This is a genomic window from Bradyrhizobium sp. USDA 4486 (assembly GCF_054057995.1).
Window position 1 is genome coordinate 4,975,067 of record NZ_JBSRZV010000001.1, and the last position, 17,582, is coordinate 4,992,648.

At 57.8% G+C, this 17,582-nt stretch carries 9 protein-coding genes and 7 pseudogenes; 7 read left to right on the forward strand and 9 right to left on the reverse strand.

Annotation, left to right across the window (positions count from 1 at the left end; genetic code table 11):
- Positions 1-9: 9 nt before the first annotated feature.
- The 4 genes from ACVWY3_RS23800 to ACVWY3_RS23815 form a co-directional block, all read right to left on the reverse strand.
- Entirely contained in the window at positions 10-1,644 is a 1,635-nt protein-coding gene (locus ACVWY3_RS23800; protein WP_456840645.1) for a thiamine pyrophosphate-requiring protein, read from the reverse strand.
- A 348-nt stretch (positions 1,645-1,992) separates the two neighbouring features.
- A complete protein-coding gene (locus ACVWY3_RS23805; RefSeq protein WP_456840646.1) occupies positions 1,993-2,163 on the reverse strand; it encodes a Mu transposase domain-containing protein in 171 nt (56 codons plus the stop codon).
- Positions 2,164-2,232: 69 nt separating this feature from the next.
- A complete protein-coding gene (locus ACVWY3_RS23810) occupies positions 2,233-2,763 on the reverse strand; it encodes a hypothetical protein (RefSeq protein ID WP_456840647.1) in 531 nt (176 codons plus the stop codon).
- Between the two features lie 950 nt (positions 2,764-3,713).
- Positions 3,714-4,247, reverse strand: coding sequence for a hypothetical protein (locus ACVWY3_RS23815; RefSeq protein WP_456840648.1), 534 nt, complete (start codon positions 4,245-4,247; stop codon positions 3,714-3,716).
- 323 nt (positions 4,248-4,570) lie between these two features.
- On the opposite strand from ACVWY3_RS23815, the pseudogene ACVWY3_RS23820 reads away from it, so the two are divergent.
- Positions 4,571-4,910 (forward strand): annotated as a pseudogene (locus tag ACVWY3_RS23820) (transposase); the annotation flags it as partial.
- 132 nt (positions 4,911-5,042) lie between these two features.
- Here the strand turns inward: ACVWY3_RS23820 and ACVWY3_RS23825 are convergent.
- A pseudogene (locus ACVWY3_RS23825) lies at positions 5,043-6,555 on the reverse strand (porin).
- A gap of 389 nt (positions 6,556-6,944) precedes the next feature.
- Between ACVWY3_RS23825 and ACVWY3_RS23830 the strand changes: the two are divergent.
- From ACVWY3_RS23830 to ACVWY3_RS23850, 5 pseudogenes are all read left to right on the forward strand, one after another.
- Positions 6,945-7,437 (forward strand): annotated as a pseudogene (locus tag ACVWY3_RS23830) (integrase core domain-containing protein); the annotation flags it as partial.
- A 1,001-nt stretch (positions 7,438-8,438) separates the two neighbouring features.
- Positions 8,439-8,620: pseudogene (locus tag ACVWY3_RS23835) on the forward strand (IS30 family transposase); the annotation flags it as partial.
- A gap of 214 nt (positions 8,621-8,834) precedes the next feature.
- Positions 8,835-9,736: pseudogene (locus ACVWY3_RS23840) on the forward strand (IS5 family transposase); the annotation flags it as partial.
- A gap of 23 nt (positions 9,737-9,759) precedes the next feature.
- Positions 9,760-10,326 (forward strand): annotated as a pseudogene (locus ACVWY3_RS23845) (IS110 family RNA-guided transposase); the annotation flags it as partial.
- Positions 10,327-10,352: 26 nt separating this feature from the next.
- Positions 10,353-10,679, forward strand: a pseudogene (locus ACVWY3_RS23850) (IS5/IS1182 family transposase); the annotation flags it as partial.
- A gap of 169 nt (positions 10,680-10,848) precedes the next feature.
- Here ACVWY3_RS23850 and ACVWY3_RS23855 read toward each other — a convergent pair.
- From ACVWY3_RS23855 to ACVWY3_RS23870, 4 genes are all read right to left on the reverse strand, one after another.
- Positions 10,849-11,982: a CaiB/BaiF CoA transferase family protein gene (locus ACVWY3_RS23855; protein ID WP_456840649.1), complete on the reverse strand. Its 1,134-nt coding sequence runs from the start codon at positions 11,980-11,982 to the stop codon at positions 10,849-10,851.
- Entirely contained in the window at positions 11,979-13,262 is a 1,284-nt protein-coding gene (locus tag ACVWY3_RS23860) for a methylaspartate ammonia-lyase (RefSeq protein ID WP_456840650.1), read from the reverse strand. The genes ACVWY3_RS23855 and ACVWY3_RS23860 overlap by 4 nt, the downstream gene beginning before the upstream one ends.
- Before the next feature lie 241 nt (positions 13,263-13,503).
- Positions 13,504-14,943, reverse strand: a complete 1,440-nt coding sequence (locus ACVWY3_RS23865) for an NAD-dependent succinate-semialdehyde dehydrogenase (RefSeq protein WP_456840651.1) — start codon at positions 14,941-14,943, stop codon at positions 13,504-13,506.
- A 193-nt stretch (positions 14,944-15,136) separates the two neighbouring features.
- Entirely contained in the window at positions 15,137-16,540 is a 1,404-nt protein-coding gene (locus ACVWY3_RS23870) for an aminotransferase (protein WP_456840652.1), read from the reverse strand.
- A gap of 566 nt (positions 16,541-17,106) precedes the next feature.
- Between ACVWY3_RS23870 and ACVWY3_RS23875 the strand changes: the two genes are divergently transcribed.
- On the forward strand, positions 17,107-17,580 hold the full coding sequence (locus ACVWY3_RS23875) for an Lrp/AsnC family transcriptional regulator (protein WP_456840653.1): 474 nt from the start codon (positions 17,107-17,109) through the stop codon (positions 17,578-17,580).
- Positions 17,581-17,582 lie beyond the last annotated feature (2 nt).

A 17,582-nucleotide genomic window follows, 5' to 3' on the forward strand; every position in this document is an offset into this window, starting at 1 on the left:
CCATCCGCATTACGTCCCCACGCGTGAGACGTCGGTCTCTTTGCAGGTGATGAATTCGAGCAGCGCCGGAACGCCGGCTTGCGTCTTTTCGATGCCTCGCTTGATTGCGGGCACGATCTCTTCGGGCGTTTTGACGCGTTCGCCATAGCCACCAAAAGCGCGCGCCATCGCTGCATAATCGCCGGAGATGTCCGTCGAGCGATATTTTGTCGTCGAGATCGGCATCACCTTGAGCTCGAGGGCCATACAGAAGTTGTTGAGCAAAATCGAAAGAATCGGAATCCGCTCGCGCACGGCGGTCTCAAAGTCCATTCCGGTAAAGCCGATTGCGGAATCGCCCCAGACATTGATGCAGAGCTTGTCAGGTTGCGCCAGCTTCGCGCCCATTGCAAGCCCAAGCCCATAGCCGAGTTGCGTGGTCTTACCCCATCCAAGATAGGACAGTGGCTCGACTGCCTTCCAGAACGGCGTGAGCTGGTCGCGTGGACTGCCGGCATCATGGGTGATGATGGTGTTTTTAATGTCGACCGTGTGCAGCAGGTCCCAAAGGACACGGTAGGGACTGAGTGGCGCATCGTTGCTGGTTAGCTTTGGTATCCATTTCGCAATCCACTGCTCGTGGCAGGTGGCGATCTCGGCCGCGACGCCTCTTGCATCGCGATCCACGATGACAGTCCTGCCGATTTCCTCGAGCAGCGCATCGAGTACGAGCCCCGCATCACCAACCAAGCCGATCTGGACCTCGACATCCTTGTTGATATGGTTGGGGTCGAGCGTCGAATGGATGATCGCTTTGCCTTTGGGCATGGCGATACCAAAGAACGTTTCCGTGAATGAGCAGCCGATGCCGAAGATTACGTCTGCCTCGCCGAGGAATTTCGGGACCGCCCGCGGCACACCTATACCACCTGAACCGAGCGAGAGCGGATGCGTCTCGGGGAAGGCGGATTTGCCTCCGAGACTCGTTGTAACCGGAATGGCGAGCCGTTCGGCGAGCCGTTTCAGCTGCGGCCATGCACGCGCATAGTGCACACCCTGTCCGGCATAGATAACAGGCCGCTTTGCGCCAATCAGGAGCGCGGCAGCTTCCTTGATATGAGCTGGATCCGCACCGTATCGAGTGCGCAGCACCGGCGTGTAGTTCAAGGGCTCAGGCACCTCCTCGTTCCACATGTCCTCCGGAATTTCGACGATCACCGGTCCGCCGCGACCATTCCTCAGTTTGGCGAAGGCGCGACGGAAGACGTTGCAGATCTCGGAGGCCATGATGACCGGCTCAGAAGATTTGCAGAACGGCTTCATCGCCTCACTGGAATTGAAGTTCGGCTCAATATGGCTGAGGCGGCGCTCATAGCCCATCGGCAACACTAGGACGGGAACCGATTCACCAAAACATTGCGCCACGCCCCCCATTGCGTTCTCGGCGCCCGGACCATGCTGCATACAGAACGCGCCGATGGTCTGGCCCGAGGTGACACGCGAGATCGCATCCGCCATGTGCACCCCGACACGTTCCTGGCGAACGATCACGGGACGGATGTCGGCTTTAGCCGCATATTCGATCAAATGGTTGACCGGGTAGCCGCAAAGAATTTCGACACCTTCGCGCTTGAGGATCTCCGCGACCGCGTCGCCTAGTTTCATCGTCGCCTCTCTCAAAACTAACTGACGATGCACCGCAGCGATGCATCAAGCAGCGGTTATTTTTCCGGAATGGTTGAATCAGCGAAACAATGCCACAGCTCCTCCAGCAATCTCTTCCCAATGATCCTACCAGGTACGTGGTGTAAGGTTTGCTGCCGCCGAAAGCCTGCAAAAAAACGGCCGGGGAAGAAGAAATTCTGCGAATGGGAGCGGTCGAATGATCTTGGGGCGACCCATACTTCGGAACGAATCCGCTCATGGGTCCAGCGCGATAGCGGCGACGTGGGCGTCGGCATATGTTCGGGAATCGCCGTAGGGCGATGCGGCAGGTGCTGCGCAGATGCGACGCTACCCGAATGCTGCGGAGGAAGATCTCAACGGTCTTTGTATCCGCGCCTCGACTTCCTGATCCACGAGGCTGTGAGGGACGCTGTAGTAATGTTTAGCGATCTCGACATGATAATCAAGGCTGCCCCGGCAGCGCTTCCACTCGGCATACTCGTACGGCTCATCCGGCAAGGAGGCCAGCCGGCCGATCGAGCTCTTCGAACAGCTCGCGGCGACTTCGTCCCCGCTGCGGTCGATCGTTCAGCTCGACAAGAAGGGCGAGGATCGCCTCATTGAGGGCGGCAAGCGAGAAGAAGCGACGGTTGCGCAAGCGCGCCAGAGGCCATCGACAGACGATTTGGACCCGACTTCGACCTTGGCTTTGTCCCTTGGCCGATACGGCCGCGCCGGAACGATGGCGGTGCGGTAATGGCGGGCGAGATCGGCATAGATCCGGTTGACCATCGGTTCCTGAAAGCAGCCCCGGGTGATGCCGGCCTTCAGATTGTCGCTCACCGTCTGCCGGGCCACGCCACCGAAATAGGAGAATGCCCGAACGTGCGAGGCGATCCAGTCCGGCGGACTTTGGCTGAAGCTGGCTTCGGCATAGGTGTAGTTCGAGGCGCCGAGCATGGCGACGAAGATTTGCATGCTGCGCAGCTCGCTGGTGAGCCCGTCAACCATCTCCACCGTGTGGCCGGAATAGCCGACGATTAACTTCTCGCCGGCGACATGAACCTGACGCAGGGGCTTGAGGCGGCCGGACCATTCCTTGTAGCGTTCGCAAACCAAGAATAGCTGAAGCTGTCGGAGCTTGCGTCGCGACACTCCTCCCACAACAGCATCAGCGTGACGTTCGGGCGCCGCAGCTCGCGATGCACGAGCGCCCAATCGGGCTGCGGACGCTCGTCGCTAGGCCGAGCCGTGATGGCGGATATAGGGGTTCTCGAGCGTCGTCATCACGCATAGACAGTCTCTTCGTCGTCATCTCGATCCTCTGCGGTTAGGCAAAAGACCAAGCTACCAGGTTGCAAACGCCGTGCGCGCCTCCTGGTTGCCCTTGATCGCGATCGCTGGAAAAAGCGATCACGACGGCTAGAAATGGTGATCACGATGCTCTGGAATGGTGATCACGATGGCCTGGAATCACTGATCACGATCGGCTGGAACATGCAATCGATCCAGGGCAGATCCGGGATCTGGCCGCATCACGTTGGATAGCCAAGAGAACGTGCTGCTGCTCGGCCCGCCGGGCGTCGCCTGCTGAGCGACGTAAGGATCGCAGCAGCCGGTGGACGCCAACGGCGGGCGGGCTTTTCCAGTGCCGTACGGCGGCAAGTCCCGGTGCGTGCATTCAATGACTGGGGATCACCTCCGCCGGGGTACTGCGAAGCGGATCTGGTTGCGCAGGGCGGCATATCCGTATCCGGCGCCTTCCATGCAGACGCTAACAATGGTGGATGTCGCAACGGGTGGACCGCATGCTTTCCGCTCGTAGTGCGTGAAGCAGCGCTCGTGGTTGAGGCCCTCGAGCGCGCCCAGAACCTTTTTCCCTGGCCCGTTTGTACAGCGCCTTCATGAACGACACGGTCGTGTCGTGGTGCCGTTCTCACGATGTCGAAGTCACTCGTTCCAGGGCCTATAAGAAGAACGATCAAGCGTTCGTTGAACAGTAGAACGGAGCTATCGTTCGACGCCTGGTGGGTTACGTGCGCTTTGAAGGCATTGATGCCGCTCGCTCGTTAGCTCGCCAGTTTGCCGCGGCACGGCTGCACATCAATTTCTTCCAGCCCTCGTTTAGGCTGAAGGAGAAGCACCGCGAAGGTGCCAAGGTGATCAAGCGTTATCTTCCTCCCGCCACTCCGTACGAAAGAGCATTGGTCCACCCGCATCTCAACGAGGCATTCAAACGTCGGCTGCGTGAGATTTACCGCACGCTTGATCCGGTGGTATTGCTGGCACAGATGAGGGACGCTCAAAATGAGCTGGGCAAGTGCGTTGATCAGCGGGCTGGAAAGCCAGCGATGATCGTTGCGCCGGTGCAAAGCGACTTGGCCGCCCTTGCCCGAGAGCTCGGCGATGGTTGGAAGCAGGGTGAGCAGCGCGGCATTCATCGGCGCCGCGATGTGCGGCGCAAACATGTGCCACGTCGGCCATCGATGCTCGACCCATACATGCCCATGATCGAGGAATGGCTCGCCGCGGCTCCGCACTTGTCCGCCGTTGATCTTCTCTCCCGGCTGGCAGCGCACGCGCCGGGTCAGTTCAGTGGCCATCAGCGACGTACGGCGCAGCGGTTGGTTAAGAATTGGCGATCAAAGGCCGCTCGACAGCTCATCAGCAGCACAGAAACCATACTATCGGTCCAAGCTTCCCTCGCTGTCTAAATCCCACGTGTTGCTTCGCCGAATCACCGCAAGCGCTCGCTCGCTGTGGCGCTCTGGAGGGCGCTTCGCGAGCGGTTTGCTCGGACCCGCGGGGTCCAATTCGTTCAACAGCTGGGAGCGCTTCGGTAACATTGTCATCTGAGGCAATATTATGAGGTGTAATTTCCGAATGGCGTTTGACACCCGGATATCGGCCTCGCCGGCCGCTCCCTAAGCTCATAGTTGAGTGCGGCGACGACCTCTCCGCTTCGCCCAGCGCAAAACACGTTATGTCCTGGCTCTGCTTGGCGCCGAGCAACAAGATCTCCGGTGGCGAAAGTGCTCTCGGGGCCACACGCCGCTCGGGGAATCGAGCCGCGACGCAGCTGCGGCTTGCTGCGGCAACCGCGGGACGAACCGATACAGCGCTAGGCGCCTTCTAGAAACGGCTCTCAACGCGCATCAGCAAAGGCCAAGGCAGTGACCGCCACAGCGCGCAAGACCGCAGTGCCGTTCTACAATGCGGTGGAACACGGGATGGACTATGTAGATCCGGGCGCGTCCTACTACGAAATCGCGAGGTTAACATCTCACTCCAGGTCTAAGTTTGAAAAAGGCCCCCGGCGGGCATGCCGGGGGCCTTCTTGGAGGTTACAATCAGATGAAAAGAACCGCTTCTTTCTCCTTCTGCTGGTTGATCGAGAATTAGAAATTGCGCTGAGCGCGAATCAGGAGCGTGAGGGCATTCTGGTCCTTGAGCTCATACGTAGCACCCGGCTTCGCGATTGCTGCCTGGGCGGGAAGCGTGACCGTGCTTCCGCTTGCATACTTCTGGTCCACCATGGTGTATGCGAGTTCGGCCAAGAAAGTCAGGTTTTTGACCGGAGTCCACGCCGTGCGTGTGCCAACAGCCGAGTAATTGAAGTTGGGGTTGCAGCCTCCAAGACCAGTCGAGAGCGCGAGGCTCGCTACGAACGCGCCACAGATATAGCCCTTGGCGCTACCGTTATAGCGCACAGCAGACCATGCACCGAAGATACTCGTGGCCCAATGCGGATCCCAGTTGTGGGTGTAGCCGCCGTTGAAGCCAAAGGTCGTCGTCAACTGTTGGCCGGAGCCAGTCACAAAGACCGAGTCAGATACACCGGCGAGGCCGATGCTTTGGTAAGCACCCGCAAGTCCCGTGCCTCCGTACATCGCGAAGCTGGGCGCGTTCATATAGTCGTGAAAGTTGTAACGGCTGGCCCCATACGTATACACGGCCGACATGTTGATCGTATCGCCGGGGCCAGTTGGGATGTTCTTGATTGACAACGCGAGTTGACCAGCCCAGCCCCACTTATCGCTCGGAGCACCGGTAATCTCCGTGGCGCCGTAATAGGCTGCGTGGTTGTTGTGCGCAGCGGCCGAGGCTTTGAAGTAACCCCAAGCCTGGTCAACAGTCACTGATCCGATGAGATCCGGTGCTCGCGAGCCGCCGAAGTCGTTGGCTCCGTACGCACCGGTAGCCAATCCTGCAGCGGTCGCTGCGCTCACGTTCCAGATAGCGAGTTGGTTATGGGCTACTGGATCCTCAGCCGAGATAGAGGCCGAGACACCTTGCCCGAAATCAAATGTATAGGCGGCCTGGAGCACAGGGTCCCAACCAGCGGCACCGGGCGACTCGAAGCCGCCCGCCGAATACTCGCCCCAGGGGGTACTGAACTGAGATGTCGCCCTGCCGAACGTAAAGCCTGCGAACTGCAGGAAAGCGTAGTAGAGACCCGGAGAGCCGGCTGCGATTTGGGCACCTACCGATGTCGTATAGGTCGTTCCACCAGTACCTGCACCGCTATATGTCCCGCCGGTATTGGTCCAAGCCACCTCCGCGAACGTGCGGACGACGCCGTACTCGGTCGCGGTACGCGTATCGACAGTCAGGTCCATGCGCGCCCGAGCGCTGTAATAGTCGGTCAGCCGGTTGTGGGCGCCCGCCAAACCAGTATCGGGCGCAGTAAAATGGCCGGTCGTATTAAATGTCGTTTCGGCGCGCAGATAGCCGCCCAATTTGATGCACGTGTCAGTGCCTGGGATGTAGTAGAACCCAGCGCCATAAAGAGAGCAGACTTTCACGTACTCGATCGCTTTTGCCTTAACAGGGAGATCGGCCGCTTGCGCCCCGCTCACTGCGATCAAACCCGCTGCCCGAACCCAGAAAAAGGCGCGTCGCCATCTTCATATGAGACCTCCAAACGTTTAACCAAGAGTGGCCGCCCCCAAAGACCAGCCATCTTCGCCCCACAATCATTCTCGACCTGAAGGGCCTTCCTCGAACGCCTTCTGCTAGATTTCGCCAGCGGCGTCGCGGTGCGGACCATTCCGCCGCTCGCAAACGTACGTTGACAGATTGCGTTCAATATCGGCGTGAAAACTTTGTACGAAACGAACGAATGCGCTGCCGCTTCCGGCTAGCGTGTTCTAATCGCGTCACAAGCGTACGTTGGGTACCGAAATTCTAGAAGAATGTACGCTTCGTGCACAAATCCGTTCATCTGGCGTTGTAGATTTTGCGTCGCGCATGTTCGCGAGCGCCTGCTACTCACGTCGAGAGCTGCATGCTGAGATGCCGATACCTCGCTAACTGCCACCCGGGTGGCGCGGGACCGGCTGATGACCAAGCGCGGCAGCCTATAATGGTGGTGAGTGACAACGGCATTGAACCCGCCAGCAACCGCCATCTTGACATCGGCCGATCAGAGCCCCGCCGCCTGGCACTACATCGCGCCAGGCTAGCCAACGCAGAATGCCCTCATCGAGAGCTTCAATGGCTGGTGCGGGACGAATTCCTAAACGAGACGCTGTTTACCTCACAGGCTCAGCCCGGGTCGTACTCGGACGATGGTGGGCCGACTACAATGATGCGCGACGGCACTCGCAGCTCGGATGGAAGGTGCCATCGGAGTTCGCCTTCAGCTGCAATCCGCATCGGGATCTGGCGCTGCGCTACGCCGATGGCTCCGCACCAGCTCCCGCCGCACCGCCGCCCAATCGGGCAAATCCACCAGCCGGAGCGAACGCAAGGCTGGATAAAAGTTGGGGAAGGTCAACTGGGCGGCGGTGATCAAGGTGAGACGCTCTCATCCTGATTGTCGCGCCGCAATGACTTTCATCGCAGCGCTTCGGCACGACCAGATCAGCGCACTTTGGGTCGTCCTCAATAGTGAACTCTTCACCTCTATGTCGAGAAGGTGTTGACGCCAACTCTGGCAAAAGGCGAGGTCGTTATTCTCGACAATCACAAGGCAAGTCCGCGCAATGCCATCTGCTCCAGCAGATCGCATCTGCTCTTCCTGCTGGCCTACCGTACCGCCTCAATCCGATCGCTTTCGCTAAACTCAAATATCTGATACAAGCCGCAGACCCGCGCGATGTCGAGGCAACCTGGCGCAACGTCGGAGAACTCTTCGATCTCCTTTGTGCGCGAGAGTGCGTCAACTACTATTTCAAAACGTCAGGCTACGTTGCCGAAAAAAAGCATTGTGCTCTAGCTTGGTCGTTACCTGAGCGAGGGGAATGGCAATGAAAGCGAAGTCAAGGCGATGCAACCGTTCAGGAAGGCGATCCGGCACAAGCCGGGCCACGGCCGCAATCAGGCTCACGTTTGAAGGCGATTATCGTCATTTCGCGCTTTTGTCGTGGCGAGCGATTCCCGAACCAACTGATCCGAGACTGGCCACGCGGAGCGTCGACTCCGCCGGCGGCGGGACACATCGCGGACCGCGCTCCTTTGGGAATGCTTCAACACTGCGACGACGATCTGGACCAAAGCGCAGTCACGGAGAGCAAAGCCTCTAGCAGATCCGTTGAAACGGTTGCACTAGACCAATGAATGTGGCGCCAGCGTCGACGCAGCCGAGCGCTTTGCCGGCCGCTATTCGGGCTTGGAGATTTTCATCGGAATCAGCTAGGCTGTTTGGTCCACGGCGAGGTGTCCTCCCTCGAATCTTTGCAAATCCAAAGGAATCACAGGCCAGCCAAAACCGCTCACTTTTTTCGGTCAGCTCTCAAGGACGAATCAACGTGGCGGGAATCGTGCGCTGTGTGCTTGACTAGGGACATCCGAATAGGTTTCTGCGCCAGTACTTTCCAAAGGGCTCCGACCTCAGCATGCACAATGCGGATGACCTTGAGGCCGTGGCTCCTGCACTCAACGCCAGGCCCCGGAAAACTCTGGGCTGGAAAACACAACTCTCGACGAATTGCTGCGAGGGAGCGATACACAAAGTGTTGCGACGACCGGTTGAATACGCTTCGGGTTGGTCTGACGGATAGACTCGATGAGCGTCCCTAGTCGTCCGTGAAGAGTGGCTAAGCGATTGAGCTAGAATCGCATTTGTCGTTGTGAACTGTTTTGCGTTTGCAGGGGTTTGATGCTTTGGGCGTCGGAACCTTGCAATTTCATTTTCAGGATTCCGTCGAATCGCCAACCATGATTCCGTTATCGCATCGGAGGTGGCGATGCGACCGAAGAAGCACAGGACGACGGGATCGGGCGATCTGTTCCGGGCCAGGCTGGACCAAATCATCAATATGAAGCACGAGCTGGTTCAGCTCGCCGGCAAGGTCGATTGGGACTGGATCGACGGCGAGATCGCGCCGCTCTATAGCGAGAATGGTCGGCCCGGGATCGCGACCCGCTTCATGATCGGGCTGCTGCTGCTCAAGCACATTTACGGGCTGTCCGATGAGGGCGTGTGCGAGCGCTGGGTCCACGACCCATATTTCCAGTACTTCACCGGCAAAGAGTTCTTCCAGCACGCATTCCCGCACGAGCGCTCGGACCTGAGCCACTGGCGCAAGCGGCTCGGCGACAAGCTGGAGCTGTTGCTGGCCGAGAGCTTGCGGGTGGCACACGAGGCCGGCGCGTTACGCAGCCAGGACCTCAAGCGGGTCACAGTCGATACCACCGTGCAGCCGAAGGCGATCACCTTCTCGACCAATGCCCAAGCTCTTGCACGCGGCGATCAAAGGGCTCAACCGTCTGGCGAGGAAGCACGGGGTCAAGCTGCGGCAGTCCTATCTGCGCATTGCCACAACCGCGACAATGATGGCGGGACGCTACGCCCATGCCAAGCAATTCAAGCGGCATCAGCGGCAGTGTGCGCATCCTGCGCAGCCGACTGGGCCGGATCATCCGCGATATCCGCCGCAAGATCGAAGGTTAGGCTGTGCTGGAGAACACGTTCGCCCTCCCGCTCAGCCGGGCCTCGCAGATCCGCTCGCAGCAGCAGCGCCAGCGCGGCTTCAAGCTTTATTCCTTCCACGCCCCGGTGGTGGAGTGCCTCGGCAAGGGCAAAGCAGCCGCGCCTTACGAGTTAATGGCATGGACCACGCCCGCTCTCAACGGCAAGGTAGAGCCCCCGCAAGAGAAGGAGCGCAAACCATGTCCCATACGAACATTGTCACGATCGGTATCGATCTAGGCAAGAACACATTCCATGTGGTGGGGTTCGATGCCACGGGTGCAATCATCCTACGCAAGAAGCGATCGAGAAATCAGCTCGAGCAGTGGCTGGCTGATTTTCCGACCTGCCTGATCGGAATGGAAGCCTGTGCAGGAGCACACCACCTGGGTCGCAAGCTCGAGAAATTAGGCCATCAAGTACGGCTCTTGCCAGCACAGTATGTGAAGCCATACCTCAAGGGCCAAAAAAAATGACTTCCGTGATGCCGAAGCCATGCAGAGGCGGCGCAACGCCCGACCATGCGCCTTCGTCCCCTTGAATCGGCCGAGCAACTTGACTTGCAGGCGCGGCACAGAGTTCGCAGTCGATTGGTGACGCAGAGAACCGCGGTCATCAATCAAATCCGAGGTTTTTTGCTTGAGCGAGGGCTGGCAGTTCGGCAGGGAGCGGCAGCACTCCGATTGGCACTTCCACAGATTCTCTCGATGCTCTCGGATAACCTGTCGCCTCGAGTAGTTCGGCTCATTCAGGACCTGACCGAGGACTGACGCTTTCTCGAGCGGCGGGTCGCATCGATCACGAAGGCCGCGGCCACGACGCACAAAATCCCCGACGGATCTTCATCTCTGGCCAGAAGCGCGACGTCTTCGGTGCCATCAAGCGCGAGCTGCGCCGCCGCTCCGCCATCGAACCCATCATCGGACACCTGAAGGCCGATGGTCACCTCGGCCGCTGCTACCTCAAAGGCTGCGCCGGCGATGCGGCTAACCTCATCCTCTCAGCCGTCGGCCACAACTTCCGCCGCATGCTCGCCTGGCTCAGAGAACTCTTGTGCCTCATCCTGCTACAGCTATGGCGCACACTCGGCCGTCCCGCCCCGCCCAATTCGCCTTCTTAACGGACGACTCTCTATTCGATGGGCAACATCGACGTCGTTTGCCATTGCGATCCGTTCAAGTAGCTTCGCAGGTGCTGCTGACGCCGCTGGAGCGCGCACTGCGGGCGGTGCGATCGATGACACATTCGCTCCTTGCGCGGACAGATGACTAATCAGAAGACCGTCACCCCTACGGCGAGTGCCCAAACTCCTCGCGCAACATCCTAGAATGGGCTCCCCGAGCGGGAACAGGTCGCAGTACCGGAGCTGTTTCTCCGTCAAAAATCGCGCCCGGCGCTATCACGTGAATGTCGCCTGCCGGCGTGGACACCGGCAGCCGTCGCAGGTGCGGATGCTTGGACACGTCCTCAATCTGGTTGAGCCGTCCGTACGCAAGTCCGGCGGCTTCCAGCTCACTCATCGCTTCTTCGCTCGAGATTTGCGCAAACCAATATACTATTATTTCATCCAAACTGGCCCTGGCGCGGATTCGGTGCATGTTGTCAAGGAAATCGGGGTGGCGGATCAGTTCCGGTCGCTTTAGAAGTTTGGTGCAGAAGTTGACCCATTCGCGGTCGTTTTGAACGGAGAAGATCACCTCCTTGCCATCCGCACAGCGGTACGCCCCATAGGGCGCGAGAGATGGGTGCATCACACCTGCACGCGCAGTATGATAGCCGCCGTAATCAAACTGAAGAACTGGAACATTCATCCAGTCTGCGATGGCGTCAAACAGCGATACCTGAATAGCCGTCCGTTCCCCGGTTCGCTCTCTCAGAAGCAGCGCCTGCAAGATGGCGTTGAGCGCGGTCATGCCAGCTGAAATGTCACATACAGAGACCCCGACGCGCGCCGGGCCCTGTGCTGTTCCGGTAATCGCACAGAGCCCGGTCTCGGCTTGCACGATCAAGTCATACGCTTTCAAATGCGACAAAGCACCGCCGTCACCGAATCCGGAGATGTCACAGGTTATCAAACGAGGATGGCGCTTCCGAAGATCCGCCGATCCGAATCCGAGTTTTGTGATGCTGCCGGGCTTCAGATTTTGAATGAAGACATCAGCCTGAGCAACCATAGCCTCGAGAACCGAACGGTCTTGCTCGACCGTGAGGTCGAGGCAAATGCTTTCTTTTCCGCGATTCAACCAAACAAAATATGCACTTTCGCCCTGAACGAGCTTGTCGTAATTTCGCGCAAAGTCGCCCTCCGGACGTTCGACTTTAATGACACGCGCACCAGCGTCGGCGAGGCGGGAAGACGCATAAGGCGCCGCTACAGCCTGCTCGACGGCAACGACGGTGATGCCTTCGAGTGCCTTCCTCATACGGACGTACCCCCAACATTCGGACGGGAGCTCTGCGACCGGCGGTAGGCAAGAATGGAGAGCAGTCTGCTCTGTTCGTTTCCGACGATCGAAATGCCCTCGTCAACGCCCATCCCGGGCCTTGCGAGCATCATGTCAGCCTGCGTCCCCACCGCAATATTGACAGCGGCTCTTGCTGACAAATCCGTTTCCGTGCAGCTCCCACCAACATAAGCCCCAACGCCATTCTTCTTGCAGACCAACACGGCACTGGCAGAGTCAGCGATCGAGCCCACGTCAGGCATCTTGATCTGAATTAGGTGAGCTGCTTTTGCTTCGGCGAAGCGCCGGATGTCGTCAAGCGTGTTGCATTGCTCGTCGACAACCACCCGGGCTTCACTGCCCAGCCTGTCGAGGAGCGCCACGATCTTGGCGTACTCCTCAAGCTGAGCTTCTGTTGATCCATAGTCCGCAGGGCATTCGATATTAATTCGGTATCCCCGCACGTCATCGGCAACGCGCGCGATGAAATCCGCAATCTTCTGCGCCTGCATACCAATCTCGAGCCCGATCCAACCGTACACGTCGAAATGCAGAACAGGATGATACCCCGGCTGGCCGATTTCCCTTGTGCGCTGAACGACCCATTTAACGAAATCGCGGAACTTTTCGCCGGAAGGGCCGAACTTCTCACGTGAATTGATCAAGCCGTGCGGAAGCACATCCACCGACTTGAGGATCATTTTATCTACGTTTATTTCTCTGGCATCCCCGCTCTGAGCGTAAATCGGGACCGGCTTCTCCGGCAATGGCAGGTCATATTCGGAGCAGATCACTTCCGCCAGTGTTGTCCGTGCAATATGCGCAGCGGCGCGAAGCAGCGCTTGGCTCGCTCCATATTCAATGGCGAGCGGCAGACGCTTGTTCTCATGGAATGCGAGAACACGATCACAGGCACCAACGAAATTGGAGGCGTCGCAAGCGAAGAGCCGCGGAATCACCACTGATCTCGTGAGCGCTTCGATCTTGTCGACCTGAAAAACTGGGTCGCGACCGCCTGCCCCTGAGTATTGTACGTTCATCATGTCGCCCCACACGATCATATCGTCCGACATGACGAGGCCGATGCTGAGCGAACGCGAGGGCATACGGATGGTCGTGAAACCCTGCGTCAGAGGTGCGCCCAGATAGCGAAACCCATCCTGAGAAACGCCGGCGCGTATTGCAGCTTGATCGTCATAGAAGAAGCTTCCGTTCCCGGGAGCCAGAATCACGTCTTTTATCGTAAGAGAGTTTTTCATTGCGCACTCAAATCTAAGCGTTCTGCCATATCCCGAAGAGCCCAGGCCTCATGGTCGCCCACGGCATTCCACAAGCCATCCCACATCGGCCGTAGAATTTACGAGCAGCCTTGGCTTCCGCGCATGGACGAATCCGATAAACATCTTAGTCGTGCGAGCCACTCTTGCCTGAAGAACACTTTGATTGCTGCTCTAGGGCCAAGTCCACGGCTGGGTCGTGTGTCGTCTGGATTTTGTCCCTTCATGCGAGAGAAGCAGCTTTAACACCGTTGACGAGCTTCAGGTTCTGGAAGGCCCTCACGCCTTCCACACCACCTTCGTACCCATAGCCGCTCTGTTTGACTCCGGCATTTGGTGCATCGGCAGACACCCCCTTGAGGTGGTTTATGCTTACAGCCCCAGCTACAAGTCTGCGGATCATTTGCTTCTGGATTTCCGGAGATTCGGTGAAGAAATACGAAGCAAGGCCATATTCGGTATCATTCGCCTCTGCAATCGCTTCTTCAATTGTGTCAAACGCGGCAACAGTAAGAATCGGTCCAAACGGTTCTTCACGAAGCACCTTTGACGCAGGGTGCACGTTGCTTAGAATGGTGGGAGCCCAATAAAACCCCGCTCGACCAATGCGTGCACCACCGGTTTCAATCTTCGCTCCGCGATCGACAGCATCCTTCGTCAGGCGTTCCATGGCTTCAATGCGTCTCGCATTTGCCATGGGCCCCATGTCCGTCTCAGGATCGTCCGGAGCGCCAACTCTGATCTTTTCTGCCGCGCGCACAAGCCTCGCCAGAAACTCCTTGTAAATCGATCTCGCTACTAGAATACGACTAGGCGCGTTGCAGCTTTGGCCTGCGCACTCAAACTTGTATTCCGATATCGACCAAGCGGCCTTCGAAAGATCCGCGTCTTCAAAAACCACGACCGGCGAATGGCCGCCAAGCTCCAGAACGCATCGCTGCAGATTTCCTGCGGCAATTTTCGCGAGTTGTTTGCCGACGGGGGTAGAGCCGGTGAACGACACGCCTCGAACAGAAGGCGAAGCAAGAAGGTGTTCAGAGATCATAGGTGGATTTCCGAAGACCAGACTCACAACACCCGGCGGAATCCCCGCCTCCTGTAAGGCTTCGACCATATAGACACCGGCGCTTGGAGTCTCCTCTGCCGCTTTCAGGATGACCGAGCAGCCGGCCGCGATAGACGCGCCAAGCTTTCGGGCGTTAAGGACTGCCGGGTAGTTCCAGGGCGTAAATGCGGCAACCACACCAATCGGTTCTGGTACGATGATCCTTTTCTCGTCTATCGAATATGGAGCTGACGTTTTCGCAGCGTGCGTACCATTCCATTCGAGCATTTCGACTGCGCGGGCATATTCCCCCTTCGCTTCGGCCAAGGTCTTGCCTTGTTCGGTCGAAAGTGCTGCTGCCGCAACATCGATTCTTCCCTTTAGGATCCGGGCTGCGCGAATGAGAAGCGCCCCCCGTTCTTCGGCCGGCGCACTCGACCACTGCAGCAGACCCGCGTGTGCGGACGTCAACGCATCGTCGAGATCCGTCGCTGAGGCAACAGCAACACGCCCGAACTCATGCCCGTTGGAAGGATTGAGAACGGGCAGATCAGCGCCGTTACTGCCTAAGCGCCACGCACCGTTGATAAAGAGTTTGTAGTCTATGCTATCGGACATACGTCGTTGCCGCTCTGCCGTTCAAGGTTTGTGTCGTTACCGGTTTGATGCTCAAGTTACGCTCGGTAGCCGATTGTAATGACCGAGCGGCCCATGAACTCGGGCGTGCATGCGCCCGATACGCGGATGCTGGTCGCATATCGGCTTTCAGTGCACGACCCAAGAAAAGCGTGGCCGAGGTATGCGGCCTCTCCTAGATTTTCTCACCGCCTCGCACGAGCTCATCCATCACTGAGCGCACAGCACTTTCAGCAATCGACACAATGTCATCAACTTCCGCCTTGGTGGTGACGAGCGGCGGTGCAAAGCCAAGGATGTCACCATGAGGCATGGGGCGGGCAATAAGCCCCCGATCGCGGGCCGCCTTGGAAACGCGAGCACCAACCTTGAGAGACGCATCAAACCGCCTCTTCTTATCGCGATCGGCAACGAACTCGATGGCTCCCATCAGCCCGACCCCGCGCACTTCACCAACGATGGGCAACTGCGCGAACTTCTCCTTGAGCTGGGCTTGGAAATAGGCGCCAACTTCCCGCGCATTGGCAGGAAGGTTCTCTCGCTCCACGATGTCAAGAACGGCGTTTGCGGTTGCAGCACCGATGGGGTGACCCGAATAGGTGTAGCCGTGCGAAAATGCGCCAACTTTGTCAGCACCGCCTTCCAACACTTTGTAGACTTTGTCACCAACGATCGCGGCCGAGAGCGGGAAGTAGCCCGAGGTCAGCCCCTTCGCGATCGTTATCAGATCCGGCTCGATTCCGTAGTGTTCCGAGCCAAACATCGAGCCAGTGCGGCCGAAGCCGGTAATCACCTCGTCGGCGATCAAAAGAATGTCGTGTTTCTTGAGCACGGCCTGGATCGCCTCCCAGTAGCCCACCGGGGGCGGAGTAATACCTCCCGTACCAAGCACCGGCTCGGCGATAAAAGCGCCCACATTGTCCGGACCAAGACGTTCGATGAGTTGGTCGAGCTCACCGGCGCGCCGGGCCGAGAACTCGCGCTCGGTCTCCTCAGCATTGCAGCCCCAATAGTAATGCGGAGCGCCGGTGCGCACGATCTGCGGCAGCGGGAGATCCATATAGTCATGGTAGAAGCTCATACCGGTCATCGAACCGGAAAGCACGCTACAACCGTGATAGCCACGCTCTCGCGCGATGATCTTCTTCTTGTTGGGCTTACCTCGAAGATTGTTGTAGTACCAGACGAGCTTGGCCTGCGTCTCATTGGCATCCGATCCGGACATGCCGTAGAACACCTTACTCATCTTGCCTGGAGCCATCTTGACGAGACGATCGGAGAGGATCGCGAGCTCGTCGGTGGTGTGCGCTGCGTAGCAATGGTAATACGCGAGGCGGTAAGCCTGACGCGAGATGGCTTCAGCTACTTCGGTTCGCCCATAACCTACATTGACGCAGTACATGCCGGCAAAGCCGTCGATGAGCTGATTGCCATTGGCGTCCTGAATACGGATACCCTTACCAGTTTCGATGATCGTCGGCTCGCCAAGCTTACCGGTCGCAAATTCCTTGAGATGCGTGAAGGGATGCAAGACGCTGCTTTTGTCTTTTTCGCTGATTTGTTTGATATTGATTGCCATTGTGCACCACTCTCTGTTCAAGCTGCGAGGTTCGCAAAGCAGACTATTTTCTCTCAACGAGACCACACGTTGAGACTAACCGCTTTCATCTACCTAGATAGATGAAATCAAATGGATTTCAGGCGACGGTCACCTGCACGCCTGCATTTACGTAAGTTCGGCCGCGTGGACCGGCCGGTGTCGCCCCACGTAGCCAGGGCTACGCGCCCAGCAACCGACTCTTCGCCGATCACTGAAGTTACGCTGATCACCGCGGAGAAGATTGGCATCTCGCCCGCCGAACGCTCCTCTCCTTTCGACCGAGTCTTCACTCTCTCCAACAAGCACGACAGCCACCACAACACTTCGTCCGCGCAGCGCTACTCGTTCAGGCGGCGTGGGCACCGGCTGCTGAATAGTTTGAAAGACCATCTATTAAATCCGGTGCGCCCCCTTTTGTTGAAATGCCTATGCAATCAGGATACTGATGTAACGCACATATTTGCGTCGTATCTCCTGTCGTTCAGAATATTTCCTGCATCGTACAGGCAGTTCGCGCGGCGATTCACCCGAAGGTTGGAGAAGTTATGCAATATGATCGAACAGACGCCCGCATCCTCGAGATCGTGCAAAAAAACAACCGTTTGACATCCGAGGTGATCGGCGAGATGGCGGGACTTTCTGCCACTGCGTGTCAACGACGCCTTAAGCGGCTTCGTTCAGAAGGCATCATTGAAGCCGACGTTTCGATCGTCTCGCCAAAAGCTGTAGGAAGGCCTCTTCAGATGCTTGTGCTAGTGAGCCTCGAGCGGGAGCGCACGGACATAATCGACAGATTCAAGAAGGCCATCAAATCGTCAGCTGAGGTCGTAAACGGATTTTACGTTACCGGCGATGCTGATTTTGTTTTGTACGTCACAGCGCGCACCATGGACGATTATGAGCAGTTCACCCGCCGCTTCTTCTATGAAAATCCAAACATCAAGGGTTTTAAAACGATGGTTATTGTGGACCGTGTCAAGGTCGGCTTTGCAATTCCAATTGAGTCTGCAGATGATTGAGC

What these genes read in the sequence shown, in the direction of transcription:
- ACVWY3_RS23800 (WP_456840645.1), bottom strand. Translation starts at nt 1,644, where the DNA reads ATGAAACTAGGCGACGCGGTCGCGGAGATCCTCAAGCGCGAAGGTGTC.
- ACVWY3_RS23815 (WP_456840648.1), bottom strand. Translation starts at nt 4,247, where the DNA reads ATGGCCACTGAACTGACCCGGCGCGTGCGCTGCCAGCCGGGAGAGAAG.
- ACVWY3_RS23855 (WP_456840649.1), bottom strand. Translation starts at nt 11,982, where the DNA reads ATGAGGAAGGCACTCGAAGGCATCACCGTCGTTGCCGTCGAGCAGGCT.
- ACVWY3_RS23860 (WP_456840650.1), bottom strand. Translation starts at nt 13,262, where the DNA reads ATGAAAAACTCTCTTACGATAAAAGACGTGATTCTGGCTCCCGGGAAC.
- ACVWY3_RS23865 (WP_456840651.1), bottom strand. Translation starts at nt 14,943, where the DNA reads ATGTCCGATAGCATAGACTACAAACTCTTTATCAACGGTGCGTGGCGC.
- ACVWY3_RS23870 (WP_456840652.1), bottom strand. Translation starts at nt 16,540, where the DNA reads ATGGCAATCAATATCAAACAAATCAGCGAAAAAGACAAAAGCAGCGTC.
- ACVWY3_RS23875 (WP_456840653.1), top strand. Translation starts at nt 17,107, where the DNA reads ATGCAATATGATCGAACAGACGCCCGCATCCTCGAGATCGTGCAAAAA.